Source organism: Enterobacteriaceae endosymbiont of Donacia provostii (genome assembly GCF_012570145.1).
Taxonomy (GTDB): domain Bacteria; phylum Pseudomonadota; class Gammaproteobacteria; order Enterobacterales; family Enterobacteriaceae.
This window is the reverse complement of record NZ_CP046206.1, coordinates 220,335-240,318: the sequence shown is the minus strand read 5'-3', so window position 1 is coordinate 240,318 and position 19,984 is coordinate 220,335. Positions and strand designations below refer to the sequence as shown.

Below are 19,984 nucleotides of genomic sequence, written 5' to 3'. Positions count from 1 at the left end.
TTTATTTTAAATAAAGGATTGTTATATGGATAATAATATTATTAATAATAATAAAAAAAATATGAAAAAATGTTTAGATACATTCATAAAAAAAATTAATATTTTATCACAAAACAGGTTATCTCCTGATTTATTACGTTATGTTTGTATAAAATTACATAATAAATTAATTTCTATTAATCATATCTCTTCTATAGTATTAGAAAATAATTTTACTTTAAAAATTACACCATTTGATTATAAAATAAAAAAAAATATAGAAAAAAGTATTATACTTTCAAATTTAGATGTGACAACTAAAATTATTGAAAATAGTATTTATGTATATATACCTCCTATTACAGAATCTAGAAAATTAAAAATATTGAAAAATATAAAAATAGAATCTGAACAAAATAAAATTCATATTAGAAATATACGTAGAAAATCTAATAATCAAATAAAAAATTTATTAAAAAATAAACAAATAAATGAAAATCAAAAAAAAAAACTATATAATGAGATTCAAAAACAAACAATATTATATATTAATAATATTCAAGAATTTTATAAAAAAACAGAAAAAAAAATATTATGTTAATTTAATTAAAAATAACATTTTTATTTAATTAAAATTTCAAAAAATGGACAAAAAATTTTTATATAAAAATATTAATTCTTATCCTAAACATATTGCTATTATTATGGATGGTAATAGGAGATGGGCAAAAAAAAATAAACAATTAAAATTTGTAGGACATAAAAAAGGAGTAAAAACGGTAAAAAAAATTATTGGTTTATCATTAAAATATAAAATTAAAGTATTAACTTTATATGCTTTTAGTAGTGAAAATTGGACACGATCTAGTCATGAAATTAATTTTCTAATGAATTTATTTCAAGAAGTCCTTGATATAGAAACAATAAATTTAAAAAAACAAAATATATGTTTAAAAATTATTGGTAATATAGATAAATTAAATTTTTCTTTAAAAAAATCTATTACTAAGGCAGAATTTCTAACAAAAAATAATAACAAATTATTATTAAATATAGCTATTAATTATGGTGGACGTTGGGATATAACAAATAGTGTAAAAAAAATTATTTTAAAAATTCATCAAAAAAAAATAGATCCTAATAATATTAATGAAAATTTAATAAATAATTATATTTGTTTGAACAATATTCCTTCTATAGATTTAGTAATTAGAACAGGAGGAGAATATCGTATTAGTAATTTTTTGATTTGGCAAATTGCTTATTCAGAATTATATTTTACTAAAACATTATGGCCTGATTTTAGTGAATATGATTTTAAAAAAGCAATTAATGAATTTAAAAAAAGAAATCGTCGTTTTGGTGGAGATTAAATAAATTATTTTTACATATTATTATAAATATAAATGTTAAAATTTAGAAGCTATAATTTTGATATATAATACAATAATATTTTTAATAACTATGATTACGCTTATTATTGTTCATGAATTTGGACATTTTTATGTTGCACGTTTTTTTAAAACTTATATAGAATGTTTTTCATTATGTTTTAGTAAAAAAATATTTCAGTATCATGATAAATATGGTACTCGTTATATTATTAGATTATCATCTTTAGGTGAAATATGTTAAAATTTCTGAATCAATAAAAAATAATATTCATAATATTAATAAATTTAAATTATTAACTTTTAACTAATTAAGTTTTTTAAAAAAAATATGTATTTTATCTGCTGGACTTTTATCAAATATTATTTTTGCAAAATTAATTTATTTTACATTTTTTTTAAAAGGATTACCTATTAAAACTAATATTATTAATGAAATTAATTATACTTCTATTAAAAGTAGAATTCATTTAGAACCTAATATTAAAATTTAAAAAATTAATAGTATTAAAGTTAAATATTTAAATAATTTAAATATATTATTAATAAAAAATATTTATAAAAAAAAATATATAAATTTAAAATTTAATAACAATATTAGGAATATTACCTCAAGAATTAAAAATTTATCCTATTATTAGTTATATAATTCCTAAATCTCCTGTAGCTAAATCTAATTTAATTATTAGAGATAAAATTTTAAATATAGAAGGAAAAAAATTATTAATTGGTATCAATTTCAAAAAATTATTTATAAGAATCCTAATAAAATTATTCATTTAAAAATTCAAAGAAAAAAATAATATTAAGATTAATATCTTATCTTTAAGATAAAATTGGTTTTTTAGTTTTTTTACCTGCAATAAATAAAAATAAGAATAAATTATATTTTCAATATAAAATTAATTTTTTTCAAGCATTAAATAAATCATTATATTAAACTTATAAAATAATAAAATTAATTATTTATTCTTTTATATCTTTATTCTTAAATAAAATAAATGTTTCTAAATTTAATGGACCTATTTATATAGGTCATATTTACTAGTATATTATTTCGAGATAATATTACATATTATTTTATATTTTAGCAATAATAAGTCTTAATTTAAGTATAATTAATTTATTTCCTTTGCTAATATTAGATGGTAGACAATTATTATTTTTAATTTTTGAAAAAATAACTAATAAAAAAATATCTAATAAAACTAAACAATTAGTATATTTTTTTAGTATAATTATAGTAATAATTATTATGGGGATTACATTTATAAATGATATTAATAAGTTTTAAAAAAAAATTAATAAAAGTTTTTCATTTTTATAAATTTTTATTAATTTTTTTATTTATTTTTAATATAAAAATTTTGTGTTATGCAAATATTTTATATAAAAAAAATAATTATATGCATCAAATAATTTTTTTAAATTTAAATAAAACTAACTTCAAAAATGATAAAATATATTCTTATATAAGAAAAAATAATTTTTCTTCAAAAAAAATATTTAATATATTTCAAATTATATATTTAAACAGTATTAATAATATTTTTAATATTATTCAAAATAAAAATTTATTAATATTATTTAAACAAAATATAAAATTAATGTTTATAAAAAATTATATATTTATTTCTCATATAAAAAAAAAACAATCTTTATCTAAAAAAGTAGTAAATATTAAAATTTTATTCAAAAAAAATAATTTTATTAATATAGATATAATTAATATTATAGGTAATAAATTTTATAAAACTAATTTTTTATTAAATTATTTAAATATTAATAATAAATTTTTATTTTTCTTTACAAAAAGAAAAAAATATCATATTAATGATATTTATCATTTATTAAATAAATTAAATAATTTTTATATAAATCAAGGATATTTAAATTTTCAGATCAAAGACGTTAAAACAAATATTTCATATCATGAAAAAAAAAATTATTTAACAATTAAAATTCAAGAAAATAAACCATTTTTTTATAAAAAAATATTAATTAAATTAAATAAAAACAAATATTTAATAAAATCTATAAAAAAAATTACTAATGTTTTTCCTGGAACAGTTTATAAAACTAATATAAATTCAAAACTACAATATAAAATAACAAAATTTTTAAAAGAAAATGGATTTTTAAATTCTAAAATTATAATAAAACAAATTATAAATAAAAGAAAAAATATAGTTAATATATTAATTAATATTAATACTAATAAAAAATATTATGTGAAAAAAATAAATTTTTTAGGAAATAATTTTACTAAAGATTTTCTTTTAAGAAATGAATTATTACAATTAGAAGGTGATCCAATAAATATTACATTAATTAAAAAAACAAAAAAAAGATTGTTATCTTTAGGTTATTTTAACCATATTGAAATTCTTTTATATAAAAATCATGATTTAAAAAATATGTTAAATGTTGTATTTAAAGTTGATGAAAAAAATGATGGTTTTTTAAGAACAGGATTAGGAATAATAAAAGATGGTTCATTAGGATTTAATACTATTTTAAAACAAAATAATTTTATAGGTACTGGATATGATGTAAATATTGATCTTCATAAAGATTTTTATCATTATTATTTAGAAATTTTTATTATGAAAAATCATGCTTTTTTTAAAAAAATTAATTCTGGTATAAAAATATTTTTAAATTCTATAAATGAAGATGATAGTTTTTTTTATAATTATATAAATAAAAACAAAGGTTTTTTAGGAATATTTAAATTACCTATTAATAAAAATATTTTTATAATTCATAAAATTGGATTTATAAAAAATAAAATTAGTAATATTGAACCACAAATATTGTTGTGGAATTATCTTCGAAATATAGGTTATCAAATATATAATAAATCATATAAATATTATGTATTAGATGAATTTGTAATTCATCATACATTAATTTTTAAAAACTTAAATAGTTTTAATTTACCATTAAATGGTATCTTAAGTTCTTTAGATACTTATTTTTCTATTCCTTGGTATAGTAAAAATCGTTACTATAAAATTAATTTTAATTATACACAATATATACCGTTATTTGATTTATCTAAATTACAGAATACTCTACAATGTAATAATTTAATTATTTTTTTATTTAGAAGTAATTTTAGTTATGGAAATGGATTTTTAGGGGGGAAATATCCTTTTTATAAGAATTTTTATTTAGGTGGGGTTAATTCTATTAGAGGTTTTCAAACCAATAGTATTGGACCTAAGGGTATATATTATTCTTCAAAAGAATATAATTGTAATAATAAAACTATTTGTTTATCTGATTATTCAGTAGGTGGTAATGTTTTATTTAATATAAATAATGAATTAATTATTCCTCTATCATTAATAGATAATATTTTTATTAAACAAATCAGATCTTCTATATTTTTAGATATAGGTAATGTAATTGATACTTCATTAAAAAATAATTATTTATCTAAATTATATAAAATTTCTAAATTTAATATTTTATCACAAATAAGAACTTCTATTGGTTTATCTTTTCAATTTCGTACTTCATTTGGTGATATAATTATTTCTTTTGCATATCCATTAAAAAAATATAAAATGGATAAAATTCAATTTTTTCAATTTAATTTTGCTCAAAAATTATAATAATAACTATTAAAAAATATGGAGTATTTTAAATATGAAAAATTTTTTTAAATTTTTAATATTAATTTTAATCGTTTCAAGTTTCTTTCATCAAAAAGTGTACTGTTGTACAAAAATAGCAGTAGTTAATATTGCTAAAATTTTTGACATAATACCTCAAAAAAAAAAACTAAATAAAAAATTAGAAAGAGAATTATATGCTGATTTTTTAGTTATAAAAAAAATGAAAAAATTATTTTTATCTAAAACAAAAAAATTAGAAAATAAAAATTTATCTAAAAAATATAGAGAAATACTAGAAAGAGAAATAAAAGATGAAAAAAAAATTTTAATAGAAAAAATAAAATTTTATACACAAAAAAATCGTCAAAAACAAGAAAATGCACGTAATAAAATATTAATTTTTATTCATAAATTGATAAATATGATTGCTGAAAAAAATCATTATAATATTATTATAGATATTTCTTCTGTAGCTTATATTAATAAAGATGTCAAAGATATAACAGATGATGTAATAAATTTAGCAATTCAACAAAATAATATTTTATTTATATAAAATGAATAATAAAATTTATTTTAAAAAAGGTTTTTTTATAAAAAAAAATTATATATGTTAAATATTAATGAAATTTTGTCAATTTTACCTCATAGATATCCATTTATTTTAGTGGATAAAATTATAGCATTTAAAAAGTTTAAATTTTTATATGCTATAAAAAATATATCTATAAATGAACCTTTTTTTCAAGGACATTTTCCTAAAAATCCAGTTTATCCTGGTGTATTATTATTAGAATCTATGATCCAAACTACAGGATTATTAATTTATAAAAGTAATATAAATCAAAATAAATTTATGTATTATGTAACAGGTATTGATAAAGTACGTTTTAAAAAATTTATTTTTCCAGGAGATCAAGTAATAATAGAAAGTTTTTTACGAAAACAAAAAAAATCTTTTATATTTTTTGATAGTATTTCAAAAATTAATAATCAAATTATTTGTAAAGCAAAAATTATATGTGTAAATATGCAAAAAAAATTTAAATCTAATTAATAAACATTATATATTGATATAAAATATGAATTCTCCGAAATTTATTCATTTACATGTGCATAGTGATTATTCTATTAAAGATGGTATTGCTAAAATAGAACAAATTATAAATAAAGCTAAATTATTAAATATGCCTGCTATAGCTATTACAGATTTTAATAATATATTTGGTTTAGTTAAATTTTATAAAAAATCTCATGATTTAGGATTAAAAGCAATTATTGGAGCTGATTTTAAAATTAAAAATTTTAATGATCGTCAATATTCTAAAATAACTATTTTAGTTAAAAATAATATTGGTTATCAAAATTTAAAATTAATAATATTCTATAGTTACAGAAACGGTTATGATAGTGATATAGGTCCTATAATTACTTATAATTTACTTGCAAAATATAATAAAGGTTTAATTATATTATCTAATTTTAAAGGAGAAATTGGGAAATATTTATTAAAACAAAATATTTTAGCAATAAAAAAAATTATTTTTTTTTATAAAAAATATTTTAGTAATAATTTTTATTTTGAAATAATACGTACAAATCGTATAAATGAAGAAGAATTCATTACTAGAATTATAGATATATCTAGTTATTTTGCTATTCCTCTAGTTGCTACTAATGATGTTCGTTTTTTAAATAAAGAAGATTATTATGCACATGAAATTAGAATTGCAATTAACAAAGGTTTGAATATAAATAAAAACTATAAAAATCGTTATTATAGTAAAAATCAATTTTTAAAAAGTACAAAAGAAATGTATATTCTTTTTAAGGATATACCTCAAGCACTATCTAATAGTGTAGAAATAGCTAAAAGATGTACTTTATTTTTACCTTTAGGTAAATATTTTTTACCAAAATTTAAAATACAAAAAAATATAACACCAGAAAATTATATTATAAAAAAATCTTATCAAGGTTTAAAAAAAAAATTAAATATTTTATATCCTAATATACATAATTTTGAAAAAAAATATATAAAATATAAAAACAGATTAGATCAAGAATTAAAAATTATTAATTATATGGGTTTTCCTAGCTATTTTCTTATAGTAATGGAATTTGTAAGATGGGCTAAAAAAAATCATATACCTGTAGGGCCTGCGAGAGGTTCAGGAGCTGGTTCTTTAGTATCTTATGTTTTAAACATTACTAATTTAGATCCTATAAAATTTGATTTAATTTTTGAAAGATTTTTAAATAAAGAAAGAGTATCACTACCAGATTTTGATATTGATTTTTGTATGGAAAAACGTGATTTAGTTATTAATCATGTAAAAAAAATATATGGATATGATTCAGTATTTCAAATTATAACATTTGGTAAAATGACTGCAAAATCTGTTATTAGAGATGTTGGTAGAGTTTTAGGTTATCCATACGATTTTATTAATCGTATTTCTAAATTAATTCCTGTAGATATAGGTATTGATTTAAAAAAAGCTTTTTTAAAAAATAAAATATTATTTAATTTATATAAATCAGATAATAATATTAGAGAATTAGTAAATACATCTCTTAAGTTAGAAGGTACAATTAGAAATATTGGAAAACATGCTGGCGGTGTTGTAATATCACCTAATAATATTACGCAATATACAACTATATATTGTGATAATAATGGTGATAATATAGTAACTCAATTTGATAAAAATGATATAGAAGATATTGGATTAATAAAATTTGATTTTTTAGGCTTAAGAACTTTAACTGTAATTGATTATGCGGTTAAAATGATTAATAAAAAATTAATTAAAAATAATCAAAAAATATTAGATATTAACAATTTAATTTTAAATGATAAAAAAATTTATAATTTTTTACAAAAAGCACAAACTACAGGAATTTTTCAATTAGAATCTAAAGGTATTAAAGAATTAATTATACAATTAAAACCTGATAATTTTGAAGATTTAATTGCATTATTAGCTTTATTTAGACCAGGACCATTACAATCAGGAATGGTAGAAAATTTTATTAATAGAAAACATGGTAGAGAAATTATTTCATATCCTGATAAAAATTGGCAACATAAAACATTAAAACCAATATTAAAATCTACATACGGTATCATTTTATATCAGGAACAAGTTATGAAAATAGCCCAAGTATTAGCTAACTATAGTTTGGGAGAAGCAGATATTTTAAGAAGAGTAATTAGTAAAAAACAACATAAAGAAATGTCAAAACAAAGAAAACGTTTTTTACAAGGTTCTAAAAAATTAAATATTGATGATACTTTATCTATGAAAATTTTTAATTTTTTAGAAAAATTTGCTTCATATGGATTTAATAAATCTCATTCTGCTGGTTATGCTTTAATATCTTATCAAACTTTGTGGTTAAAATTATATTATCCATCAGAATTTATGGCGTCAGTTTTAACATCTGAAATGGATAATAAAAATAAAATTATTTATTTAATTCATGAATGTAAAAGAATGAAAATTAAAATTTTACCTCCTAATATAAATACTAGTCTATATAAATTTCATGTAAATCATGATGGTGATATAGTTTATGGATTAGGAGCTATTAAAGGTATTGGGGAACAATTATCTTTAAATATATTGAATATTAGAAAAAAAATAGGTTTTTTTAAATCTATATTTCATTTTTTTATAAAAATAAATTTTGCAAAATTAAGTAAAAAAATTATAGAAACTTTAATATTATCTGGATCATTAGATACATTTAATTTTAATAGAGGATTATTAATAAATAATTTAGAAAAAATTATAAAATTAACAAATAAATATTTAGAAGAAAAAAAAACTAAACAAATAGATTTTTTTAGTAATGAAGATCATAATTTGTTAGAAAATAATAATTTTATTGATGATGATATAAATTTATCATGGATTAATAAAGATATTTTAATAAAAGAAAAAAATATTTTAGGTTTTTATTTAACAGGTCATCCATTAAGTGAATTTATTAAAGAAATTTTATTTTATACTAAAAATTATAATATAAGATATTTTATACAAAAATATAAAAAACCTACAAGAATTGTAATAGGAGGAATAATTAATAATATTCGTATTACTTACAATAAAAAAAAACAAAAAATTTTTTTATTTAATTTAGATGATAGTTCTGATATATTAGAAATAAATTTATCTTTTGATTTATTAAGTAATAAAAATAATATAATTAAATTAAATAATATAGTTATTATTAATGGAATATTATATTTTAATAATTTTTTAAAATTATTTGTATGTGATGTAAATAATATTATTGATATAACGACTGCAAGAGAAAAATATTTAAATAATATAAATATTATTTTTACAAGTAAAAAAATTTTAAATAATACTATTTTTTTTAAAAAATTAAAAAAAATTTTATTTTGTAAAAAAGAAAAAAATATAAAAAATATACAGATATATTTTTTTTATGAACATTTATATTCAAGAAAAAAAATTTATTTTAATAAATCTTATTTTATTTCTATTAAACTAAATATTTTTAATAAATTAATTGATTTATTAAATCAACAAAATATTAAATTAGAATTTAATTAATAAAATTACTTTTTATATAAAATTATAAATAAATATATAATTATGTTAATAAAAAAAAAAATACAAGATATATTATGTAATTTCAAGAATATATTATTAGCATACAGTGGGGGAATAGATTCAACTGTATTATTATATAATTTAGTTAAATTAAGGAAAAAATACCAACTTAAAATAAGAGCTATTCATATCAATCATAATTTAAATAAAAAATCCAATAATTGGATGAAATTTTGTTTTTTACAATGTAAAAAATTAAACGTTTTATTTATATATAAAAATATTTATATAAATCAAAAAAATAATATAGAAGAATATACACGTAAAAAAAGATATAGTATTTTTAAAAAAATTATTAAAAATAATGAAATTTTAGTTACTGCTCATAATTTAGATGAGCAATGTGAAACCTTTTTTTTAGCTTTAAAAAGAGGAAGTGGTTCTAAAGGATTATCATGTATGTCTTTAATTAGAAAATTAAATAATTTTATAATTTTACGTCCTTTTTTAAATATAAGTAAAAATTTAATAATAAATTATGCTATAAAAAAAAAAATAAATTGGATAGAAGATCCTAGTAATAAAGATATAAAATATGATCGTAATTTTTTACGTAATATTATTATACCAAAAATTATACAAAGATGGCCATATTTTCAAAAAACTCTAGTTAGATCAATTCAGAATTATAAAGAACAAGAAAAATTATTAAATAATTTAATTAAACCTATACTAATAAAGTTGATTCAAAAAGATAATAGTTTATTAATTCTTCCTTTATTTAATTTTAATAAAGAAAAAAGAAATTTTATTATTAGAAAATGGATAGAATATAATCAATATTATTTAATGCCATCAAGAAAATTATTAAATATTATATGGAATGAGATTATATGTTGTAAAAAAAATAATAATCCTCAAGTTAAAATAGGAAAATATATTATTAGAAAACATAAAAATTATTTATTTTGTTTAAAATATTTTCCCAATTTAAAAAAAAATATAATTAAATGGAATGATATTACAAAAACTTTAATATTACCTTATAATTTAGGTAATATCACTATATTATATAATAATAATTATAAAAAAACATTAATAAATATTAGAAAACCAAAAAATAATGAATTTATATATATAAAATTTAATAATATACCAAAAAAATATTATTTTAATAATTCTAAATATAAAAAAAATATAAATAATATATGGAAAAATTTAGATATTCCTAAATGGAAAAGAGAAATAACTCCATTATTATTTTATAATAATGAATTAATTATGGATTTAGAAAATCAATTAATAACTGAATATGGAAAAATTGACATTATAAAGAAAAATAATTTTTTTATTGATTTTCAAAAAAAATATTAAAACATTTATTTAATTTTATTTTATTAAAAATAAAATCTATAATTAGATTAATAGATAAAATTTTAGTAAATCCTGTTTTTCTATATTTATATTCAATATTATTATTTATAATATTAGAATTATTAATTGTAATAATATGAGGAACTCCAATAAGATCCATATCAGCAAACATTGTCCCCGGATTTTCTTTTCTATCATCAATTATAACTTTTATACCTAATAATTTAAATTTTTTATATAATAAAAATGCATTTTTTTTTACTAAATTAAATTTGTACATATTAATTGGAATAATAGCTACTAAAAAAGGTGCTAAAAATTCATTAGGCCAAAGAATACCTTGAGAATCAAAATTTTTTTCTATTATTGCTGCAACTAATCTTGATATACCAATACCGTAACAACCCATATATAATAATTTTTTCATTTTTTTTTTATCATATATATAATTATTCATTGATTTTGAGTATTTAGTACCTATTTGAAAAATATGAGCTATTTCTATACTACGTTCAATTTTTATTAAACTTTGTCCATCAGGAGTTATATCATTATTATTTACATAACGAATATCTTGAATATTATTTGGTAAAGGGAAATTAATATCCCAATTAGTATTTATAGAATATTTATTTTTAATATTAGTTCCTATAATAAAATTATACATATTAATAATAGAATAATCTCCTATAATAGGTATTTTTAAATAAAATGGATTTAGAAAATTTTGATTAATTTTAAAAATTTTTTCTATTTCTCTATTAGATAAAATTTTAATTACATTATTATTTATTTTTTTTATTTTATAAAAATTTAATTTATAATCAGCCCTAATAATTAACGCGATAAAAGGATTTTTTATATCTGATGTTGTAATAATAATAGTTTTAATAATACTTTTTATAGATACATTAATTTTTTTAGCTAATTCTCTAAATTTTAAATAATATTTTATAGTTAAAAATTTTCTTTTTAAAAATTTTTTTTTATTAATATTATGTCTTTGAAATATAAAAAAATTACCTAAATCCATATTATTAATATATTTTTTATCTTCAGATATTGCAATAGAATTTTCTCCATTTTTAGATAAAATATGAAATTCATGAGAAATATTACCTCCAATAATATTATTATCTGCCTTAACTATTACATATTTTATATTTAAAATATTAAATATTTTTTTGTAAGTTTCTAACATATTATTATATGTTTCTTGTAAAGAAATTTTACTTATATGAAATGAATAACTATCTTTCATTAAAAATTCTTTTGCACGTATTACTCCTAAACGAGATCTCATTTCATCTCTAAATTTAGTTTGTATTTGATAAAAATGTAATGGTAAAGATCTATATGATTTAATTTCATTATTAATTAAATAGTTTATAACTTCTTCGTGTGTTGGACCTAAAATAAAATTATGTTTTTTACGATCTATAATTTTTAATAATTCCTTACCATAATCATTTATACGACCACTTTGTTCCCAAATATTAACTGGATGTAAAATTGGTAAAATTAATTCAATAGCATTAATACTATTCATAAAATAACGTATAATTTTTTTTAAATTATTAATAATTTTTAATCCATTTGGTAACCAAATATATATTCCAGAAGATAATTTTCTAATTATTCCTGATTTATTCATTAAAGTAAAACTATTAAAGTTTTTATTTATTTTATTTTTAGAGGTAAAAAAAACATATTTTGTTGTTAACATTATTACTCCTTTAATATTTAAAGTTTTTTAATATAAATATATTTTTATTTACAAAATAAAGAATTTAACCAGTTTAAAAATAATAAGTTGCCATGACTTCTCCAATTAATTTTAGGTTTTAATTTTGGATTATTTAAAGGATAATAATTATATGGTAAACTGGTGTATTTGCGTTTACTTTTTAAATCATTTAAATATTCTTCATTTATTGTTAAAACATCATATTCTGGATGGCCAGTAATAAATACATATTTATTTTTTTTACTAGTAAAAAGATAAACACCTGCTTTTTTAGAATAAGCAATTATATTTAAATCAGTATAATTTTTAATAAAATCTAGTGAAAAATCAGAATATCTAGAATGAGGAACAAAAAAATAATCATCAAATCCTTGAATTAAATAATTATTTTTTAATAAAATTTTATGTTTAAATATACCAAATAATTTAGATTTATTAACTTTTTTAGGAATTTTATATAATATATTTAATATTGCTTGAACAGACCAACATATAGATAAAATAGAACTAACATGGTCATTAGACCAATGTATAATTTTTATAAATTCTTTCCAATATCTAATATCCGTAAAATTAATTAATCCTAAAGGTGCACCTGTAATAATTAAACCATCATAATATTTATTTTTAATTTGATCTAAATGATAATAATATTTATTAATATGATTAATAGATAAATAATTTGATGATTTATTATCATTTACTGCTAATAATGATAGATTTATTAATAATGAAGAATTAGATAATAATCTGATTATTTGATTTTCTGTATTAATTTTTTTAAACATTAAGTTTAAAAAAAGAATTTTAAGTTGATTAGAACATTTTTTTTGTTGTTTTAATCTAGTTAATAAAGATATATTTTCTTTTTTTAAAATATTGATTGCTGGTAATTTTTGAGGTACTATAACTGGCATATAATTTCCTTTTTTAAATATAAATAATAATTTTTAAAAAATAGTAAATATATACTACTAAAAAATTTTATAATATTTAAAATTAATAATTATATATTTATTTAGTAATAGGAAAATTTATTTTTTTTATGATGAGTTATATCATAAACATCTTTTATATCTGGAAAATTATATAATATTTCTTTTGCTATCCAATTTTGTAAAGTTTGTTTACTCATCATACATCCTTGACAACCACCATGAAATTCTAAAAGTAGAATATTATTTGTTGTAATATTTTTTAATGTTATTGAACCACCATGATTAAATAATTTAGGATTAATTACATTTTTTAAGAATATATTAACATTTTTTTTTAAATTATTTATATTTTTTATATTTTTATTTAAAACAGTAAAACTTACTTTTTTAGATAAATTATTAGATATAATATCTATTTTAACATTTTCTAAAAATTTTAAACTATTTTTTTCTATAAATATTTTTAATTTATTAAAATTTAATTTTATATCATTATGTTTTATTGTTTTAATATTACAAAAAATCATTTTACCTTTTAATATATTTTTTTTAAAAAAAACTAAAATTTTAATAAATGTATTTTTCTCTCTTTTAGATAATAATTCTAAAAAATATTCTTGAGCTGGTTTTGTAATTTGTAACATAGTAATTTAATATTTTTAATAAATTTCTATTTAGATAATAGATGTTTTTGAAAAAAAAACAATATTTTTATAATATATCTTTTATAAAAAAATATTTAAAATATTTATTTTTTATTATAAAATAAATAAAAATCTATTATTTAATTATTTAATTCATAATTTATATGAGAAATAATATATGCAACCAATGCTTAATATTGCAATACGCATAATACGTAATGTTGGTAACACAATTATTAAACAATATGAAATTAATAATATTAATTCATATTGTCATAATAATTATGATGCTAATATTTTTATAAAAAAAATTAATAAAAATTTAAATAATATGATTACTAAAATATTTTATAATATATATGCATATAATATTATTATTACACATAAAAAAAATTTTTTAATTTTTAATTATAAAAAAACTATATGGATTATAAATCCTTTAGATGGAATTATGAATTTTTTTAAAAAAATACCTCATTTTTCAATATCTATTGCTATTTGCACAAAAGAAAAAACAATGATTTCTTTAATATATGATCCATTAAAAAATGATTTATTTACAGCTATTAGAGGTCAAAATGCTCAATTAAATGGATATAAATTACGTTGTCATAATTATATAAAACAAAAAAATTTATTATTTTCTTTAAATAATAATTTTTTTTTTTCTAAAAAACAAAATTTAAATTTAAAATTTTTATATAAAAATAATTTAATTTCAATAAGAATTAGTGGTTGTATATCATTAGATTTAGCATATTTAGCTGCCAATAAAATTGATTGTTATATAAATAATGATTTAAAAAATTTTTATTATTTACTTTCTGGAGAATTAATAGTAAAAGAAGCAGGAGGTTTAATAACTGATTTTATAGGAAATTATGATTATAAAAATTCTTCTAATATATTAGCTACTAATTCTAGTATTAGAAAGTTAATAATATTAAAAAATTAAGATTTGTGATAAATAAATAAATCTTTTTAAAAAAAAATATATTTTTTATTAATAAAAAATATATTTTCAATTACAAATCTTGGATATATAATCATGATTATAAAAAATATCAAAAATAAAATAATATCTCAATTAAAACCTATATATTTAAAAATTAATGATAATAACCATCTTAAAAAAGATGAAATAATAAATTACTTAGAAATTACTGTTGTAAGTGATTATTTTATTCAAAAATCATTAATTACTCGTCATAAATTGATATATCAAATTATAGGAAATAAAATAAATAAAATTCATTCTCTTTCATTATATACTTATACATTAAGTGAATGGAAAAAAATTAAAAAAAATAAAATTTTGTAAAATTATAAAATTTTTTTTATTTAAAGGATAATAATGTTATATAAAAAAAATAATAAAGTAATTAAAAATAATTGTTTTAATACAATTCCTATTGTAATTGAAAATACTTCTCAAGGAGAGAGATCATATGATATTTTTTCTAGATTATTAAAAGAACGTATTATTTTTCTTACAGGACCTATTGAAGATAATATGGCTAATTTAATAGTTGCTCAAATATTATTTTTAGATTCAGAAAATTCAAATAAAGATATTTTTATTTATATAAATAGTCCTGGAGGTGTTATTACATCTGGTATGTCCATATATGACACTATGCAATTTGTTAAATCAGATATTAGTACATTATGTATAGGTCAAGCATGTTCTATGGCTGCTTTTTTATTATCTTCTGGTAAAAAAAATAAAAGATTTTGCTTACCTAATGCAAGAATGATGATACATCAACCTATGGGTAATTATCAAGGACAAGTCACTGATATTGAAATTCAAACTCAAGAAATTTTAAGAATTAAAAATTATATAAATAAACTTATGTCATTACATACAGGAAAATCTATTGAAATTATTGAAAAAGATACAAACAGAGATAAATTCTTATCAGCTCAAGAAGCAATAGAATATGGTTTAATAGACAATATTATTTGTAATAAAAAATAATATTGATTTTTAAATCTTAAAAATATAAATATAAAATTTATTATGAATATAATATGAGGTTTGTAATGACATATAATAAGGAGAATTATAATACAATTTTACGTTGTTCTTTTTGTCAAAAATATCAAAATGAAGTTAATCAACTTATATCAGTAAATGATTCTATTTTTATTTGTGATAAATGTATTATATTATGTTTTAATATTTTACAAAAAAAAGATAAAAATAAAATTAAACATATTTTTAATAATTCAAAAATATGTTTAACACCACATAAAATTTTTAATTATTTAAATCAATATATAATAAGTCAAACCCAAGCTAAAAAGATACTTTCTGTATCAGTATATAATCATTATAAAAAATTAAAATTCTGTATGGGAAATAATGATATAATAGAGAAAAGTAATGTTCTTCTATTAGGACCTTCTGGTAGTGGTAAAACATTATTAGCAGAAACATTAGCACGTTTTCTAAATGTTCCCTTTGCCATAGCAGATGCTACTACTTTAACAGAAGCTGGTTATGTAGGAGAAGATGTAGAAAATATTATTCAAAAATTATTACAAAATGCTAATTATGATATAGAAAAAACACAACGCGGAATAATATATATTGATGAAATTGATAAAATTGCACGTAAATCAGAAAATATCTCTATAACTAGAGATGTTTCTGGAGAAGGTGTACAGCAAGCTTTATTAAAGTTAATTGAAGGTACTATATCTTCTATTCCTCCCAAAGGAGGACGTAAACATCCTCAACAAGAATTTATACAAATAAATACTAAAAATATTTTATTTATTTGTGCTGGTTCTTTTTATGGATTAGAAAAAATTATTTCAAGTAGACTTAATTATGCTAGTAAAAGTATAGGATTTCATACAAAAACAAATAATATTAAAAATAAATTTTTAAATAAAAATGATATTTTAAAAAAAGTACTTCCCGAAGATTTAATTAAATTCGGATTAATACCTGAATTTATAGGACGCTTACCTGTCATAGTATCATTAAAAGAATTAAATAAAAAACAATTAATGGAAATTTTATTAAAACCTAAAAATGCCCTTATTAAACAATATCAAAATTTATTTAAATATGAAAACATAAAATTAGAATTTAATCCAAATGCTATAGAAGAAATTGCAAAAAAAGCAATATTATTAAATACAGGAGCTAGAGGATTAAAATCTATTTTAGAAAAATCATTATTAAATATAATGTATAATGCACCTTCAATAAAAAATATTTGTAAAATTAAAATTAATGAAAAAGTAATTAATAATTTATCTGATCCAATTATTGAATATAACAAAAATTAATAATTATTTAATTTTTTATAATATTAAAGAGAGAAATTTATGAATTCTAAGAATTCAGAACATATCATAATTCCAGTTTTACCATTACGTGATGTAGTTGTATATCCTCATATGGTAATACCTTTATTTATTGGAAGAGAAAAATCTATTCGTTGTTTAGAAGCAGCTATGAATAATGATAAAAAAATTATGTTAGTTGCACAAAAAGAAGCATCTAATGATGATCCTAATATTAATGATTTATTTAATGTAGGTACAATGACATCTATTTTACAAATGTTAAAATTACCAGATGGTACTGTCAAAATTTTAGTAGAAGGATTAAATAGAGTAAAAATAATAACATTATCGGATGATGGTAATTATTTTACAGCACAAGTAAAATACTTATCATCTCCAATTTTAGATATAAAAGAACAAGAAGTATTAGTTAGAACAGCAATCAATCAATTTGAAGGATATATAAAATTAAATAAAAAAATTCCTCCAGAAGTTTTAAGTTCTTTAAATAATATTGAAGATGCTGCTAAATTAGCTGATACTATTGCTGCTCATATGCCTTTAAAATTACCTAATAAACAATTAATATTAGAAATGTCTGATGTTAATAAAAGATTAGAATATCTAATGGCTATAATGGAATCTGAAATTGATTTATTACAAGTAGAAAAAAAAATTCGTAATAGAGTAAAAAAACAAATGGAAAAAAGTCAAAGGGAATATTATTTAAATGAACAAATGAAAGCTATTCAAAAAGAATTAGGAGAAATTGATAATAACCTTGATGAAAATGAAATTTTAAAAAAAAAAATAGAATTAGCAAGAATACCAAAAGAGATAAAAGAAAAAATATTTTTTGAATTAAGAAAATTAAAAATGATGTCTCCTATATCAGCTGAAGCAACAGTAGTTAGAGGATATATAGAATGGATGATACAAATACCATGGAATATAAAAAGTAGATTAAAAAAAGATTTATGTAAAGCAAAAAAAATATTAGATCAAGATCATTATGGTTTAGAATCTGTTAAAGAACATATTTTAGGATATTTAGCTGTCCAAAATAGATCTAATAAAATTAGAGGACCTATTTTATGTTTAGTTGGACCCCCAGGAGTAGGAAAGACTTCATTAGGAAAATCTATAGCTAGAGCTACAGGTAGAAAATTTATTAAAATAGCATTAGGAGGTATAAGAGATGAAGGTGAAATTAGAGGTCATCGTAGAACATATATTGGTTCTATGCCAGGTAAAATAATACAAAAAATTGTTAAAACAGGTGTAAAAAATCCATTATTATTATTAGATGAAATAGATAAAATATCATATGACATGAGAGGTGATCCTGCATCAGCATTATTAGAAGTTTTAGATCCAGAACAAAATATTGCATTTAATGATCATTATCTTGAAATAGATTATGATTTATCTAGTGTAATGTTTGTTGCAACCTCAAATTCTCTAGTAAATATACCATTACCTCTATTAGATAGAATGGAAGTTATTAAAATTTCTGGTTATACAGAAGATGAAAAATTACGTATAGCAAAAAAATATTTATTACCTAAACAAATAAAGCGTAATGCTTTAAAAGAAAAAGAATTAGTTATTAATGATAAAACAATTATCGATATAATTAGATATTATACTAGAGAATCAGGTGTACGAGGTTTAGAAAGAAAATTATCTACATTATGTAGAAAAACAGTAAAAACTATCTTAATAGAAAAAAATATTAAATCTATTATAATAGATAATTTTAATTTAAAAAATTATTTAGGTGTACAAAAATTTGATTATGGTAAAGCAGAAAATGAAAATTTAATTGGGCAGGTAACTGGGTTAGCATGGACAGAAGTAGGTGGAGAATTATTAACTATTGAAACTGTATGTATACCTGGTAAAGGAAAATTAACATATACAGGATCATTAGGTGAAGTTATGCAAGAATCTATACAAACAGCTTTAACTGTAGTAAAAGCAAGAACTAAAAAATTAAATATTGATAAAGAATTTTATAAAAATATAGATATTCATGTTCATGCTTTAGAAGGTGCAACTCCAAAAGATGGCCCTAGTGCAGGTATTTCTATTTGTACTGCCTTGGTTTCTAGTTTAACTAGTAATCCTGTAAAAGCTAATGTTGCTATGACTGGAGAAATTACTTTAAGAGGACAAATATTAGGTATTGGAGGATTAAAAGAAAAATTATTAGCAGCACATAGAGGGGGAATTAATATTGTACTTATTCCTGAACAAAATAAAAGAAATTTAGAAGATATACCTAAAAATATTATAACAGATTTAAAAATTTTAACTGTCAAAAATATTGAAGAAGTATTATCTTTATCTTTACAAAATAAACCGTTTTAATAATGAAAATTATTTTA

Annotated in this window: 17 protein-coding genes and 1 pseudogene; 14 read left to right on the top strand and 4 right to left on the bottom strand. The window is 17.6% G+C overall.

All coding sequences use genetic code 11. The features are described from left to right. Positions 1-25 precede the first annotated feature (25 nt). From GJT93_RS01135 to GJT93_RS01125, 3 genes are all read left to right on the top strand, one after another. Positions 26-580 (top strand): ribosome recycling factor, encoded by a 555-nt coding sequence (locus tag GJT93_RS01135; protein ID WP_168821784.1) that lies wholly within the window; start codon positions 26-28, stop codon positions 578-580. Between the two features lie 43 nt (positions 581-623). Then, positions 624-1,352: a polyprenyl diphosphate synthase gene (gene uppS, locus GJT93_RS01130; RefSeq protein ID WP_168821783.1), complete on the top strand. Its 729-nt coding sequence runs from the start codon at positions 624-626 to the stop codon at positions 1,350-1,352. A 91-nt stretch (positions 1,353-1,443) separates the two neighbouring features. After that, the gene (locus GJT93_RS01125) at positions 1,444-1,614 is read left to right on the top strand and encodes a site-2 protease family protein (protein ID WP_168821782.1); all 171 of its coding nucleotides are present in this window, start codon (positions 1,444-1,446) and stop codon (positions 1,612-1,614) included. A gap of 397 nt (positions 1,615-2,011) precedes the next feature. Here GJT93_RS01125 and GJT93_RS01120 read toward each other — a convergent pair whose 3' ends face one another. Next, positions 2,012-2,149 (bottom strand): hypothetical protein, encoded by a 138-nt coding sequence (locus tag GJT93_RS01120; protein ID WP_168821781.1) that lies wholly within the window; start codon positions 2,147-2,149, stop codon positions 2,012-2,014. A gap of 287 nt (positions 2,150-2,436) precedes the next feature. Here GJT93_RS01120 and GJT93_RS02300 point away from each other — a divergent pair. From GJT93_RS02300 to tilS, 6 genes and pseudogenes are all read left to right on the top strand, one after another. Beyond that, positions 2,437-2,664 (top strand): annotated as a pseudogene (locus GJT93_RS02300) (site-2 protease family protein); the annotation flags it as partial. Next, positions 2,645-4,993: an outer membrane protein assembly factor BamA gene (bamA, locus tag GJT93_RS01110; protein WP_168821780.1), complete on the top strand. Its 2,349-nt coding sequence runs from the start codon at positions 2,645-2,647 to the stop codon at positions 4,991-4,993. The pseudogene GJT93_RS02300 and the gene bamA, both read left to right, overlap by 20 nt. Positions 4,994-5,027: 34 nt before the next feature. Further along, entirely contained in the window at positions 5,028-5,552 is a 525-nt protein-coding gene (locus GJT93_RS01105; RefSeq protein ID WP_168821779.1) for an OmpH family outer membrane protein, read from the top strand. A gap of 54 nt (positions 5,553-5,606) precedes the next feature. Next, positions 5,607-6,053, top strand: a complete 447-nt coding sequence (fabZ, locus tag GJT93_RS01100; RefSeq protein WP_168821778.1) for a 3-hydroxyacyl-ACP dehydratase FabZ — start codon at positions 5,607-5,609, stop codon at positions 6,051-6,053. A gap of 25 nt (positions 6,054-6,078) precedes the next feature. Next, entirely contained in the window at positions 6,079-9,585 is a 3,507-nt protein-coding gene (gene dnaE / locus GJT93_RS01095; protein WP_168821777.1) for a DNA polymerase III subunit alpha, read from the top strand. A gap of 42 nt (positions 9,586-9,627) precedes the next feature. Then, positions 9,628-10,959, top strand: a complete 1,332-nt coding sequence (gene tilS / locus GJT93_RS01090; protein WP_168821776.1) for a tRNA lysidine(34) synthetase TilS — start codon at positions 9,628-9,630, stop codon at positions 10,957-10,959. Here the strand turns inward: tilS and GJT93_RS01085 are convergent. The 3 genes from GJT93_RS01085 to GJT93_RS01075 all read right to left on the bottom strand — a co-directional run bounded on the left by GJT93_RS01085 (position 10,934) and on the right by GJT93_RS01075 (position 14,288). Then, positions 10,934-12,685 (bottom strand): proline--tRNA ligase, encoded by a 1,752-nt coding sequence (locus tag GJT93_RS01085; protein ID WP_168821775.1) that lies wholly within the window; start codon positions 12,683-12,685, stop codon positions 10,934-10,936. The two genes, tilS and GJT93_RS01085, sit on opposite strands and share 26 nt — an antisense overlap. Positions 12,686-12,729: 44 nt before the next feature. After that, a complete protein-coding gene (locus GJT93_RS01080; RefSeq protein WP_168821774.1) occupies positions 12,730-13,623 on the bottom strand; it encodes a homoserine O-succinyltransferase in 894 nt (297 codons plus the stop codon). Between the two features lie 101 nt (positions 13,624-13,724). Beyond that, positions 13,725-14,288, bottom strand: a complete 564-nt coding sequence (locus tag GJT93_RS01075; RefSeq protein WP_168821773.1) for a NifU family protein — start codon at positions 14,286-14,288, stop codon at positions 13,725-13,727. A 178-nt stretch (positions 14,289-14,466) separates the two neighbouring features. Here GJT93_RS01075 and GJT93_RS01070 point away from each other — a divergent pair, with 178 nt between their 5' ends. From GJT93_RS01070 to lon, 5 genes are all read left to right on the top strand, one after another. Beyond that, complete coding sequence (locus GJT93_RS01070; RefSeq protein WP_168821772.1) at positions 14,467-15,243, top strand: inositol monophosphatase family protein; 777 nt, start codon at positions 14,467-14,469, stop codon at positions 15,241-15,243. A 93-nt stretch (positions 15,244-15,336) separates the two neighbouring features. Beyond that, the gene (locus GJT93_RS01065) at positions 15,337-15,609 is read left to right on the top strand and encodes a BolA/IbaG family iron-sulfur metabolism protein (protein ID WP_168821771.1); all 273 of its coding nucleotides are present in this window, start codon (positions 15,337-15,339) and stop codon (positions 15,607-15,609) included. A gap of 33 nt (positions 15,610-15,642) precedes the next feature. Continuing rightward, positions 15,643-16,269, top strand: a complete 627-nt coding sequence (gene clpP, locus GJT93_RS01060) for an ATP-dependent Clp endopeptidase proteolytic subunit ClpP (protein ID WP_168821770.1) — start codon at positions 15,643-15,645, stop codon at positions 16,267-16,269. Between the two features lie 65 nt (positions 16,270-16,334). Further along, positions 16,335-17,594: an ATP-dependent Clp protease ATP-binding subunit ClpX gene (gene clpX, locus GJT93_RS01055; protein ID WP_168821769.1), complete on the top strand. Its 1,260-nt coding sequence runs from the start codon at positions 16,335-16,337 to the stop codon at positions 17,592-17,594. Positions 17,595-17,633: 39 nt separating this feature from the next. After that, positions 17,634-19,967, top strand: a complete 2,334-nt coding sequence (lon, locus tag GJT93_RS01050) for an endopeptidase La (RefSeq protein ID WP_168821768.1) — start codon at positions 17,634-17,636, stop codon at positions 19,965-19,967. Positions 19,968-19,984 lie beyond the last annotated feature (17 nt).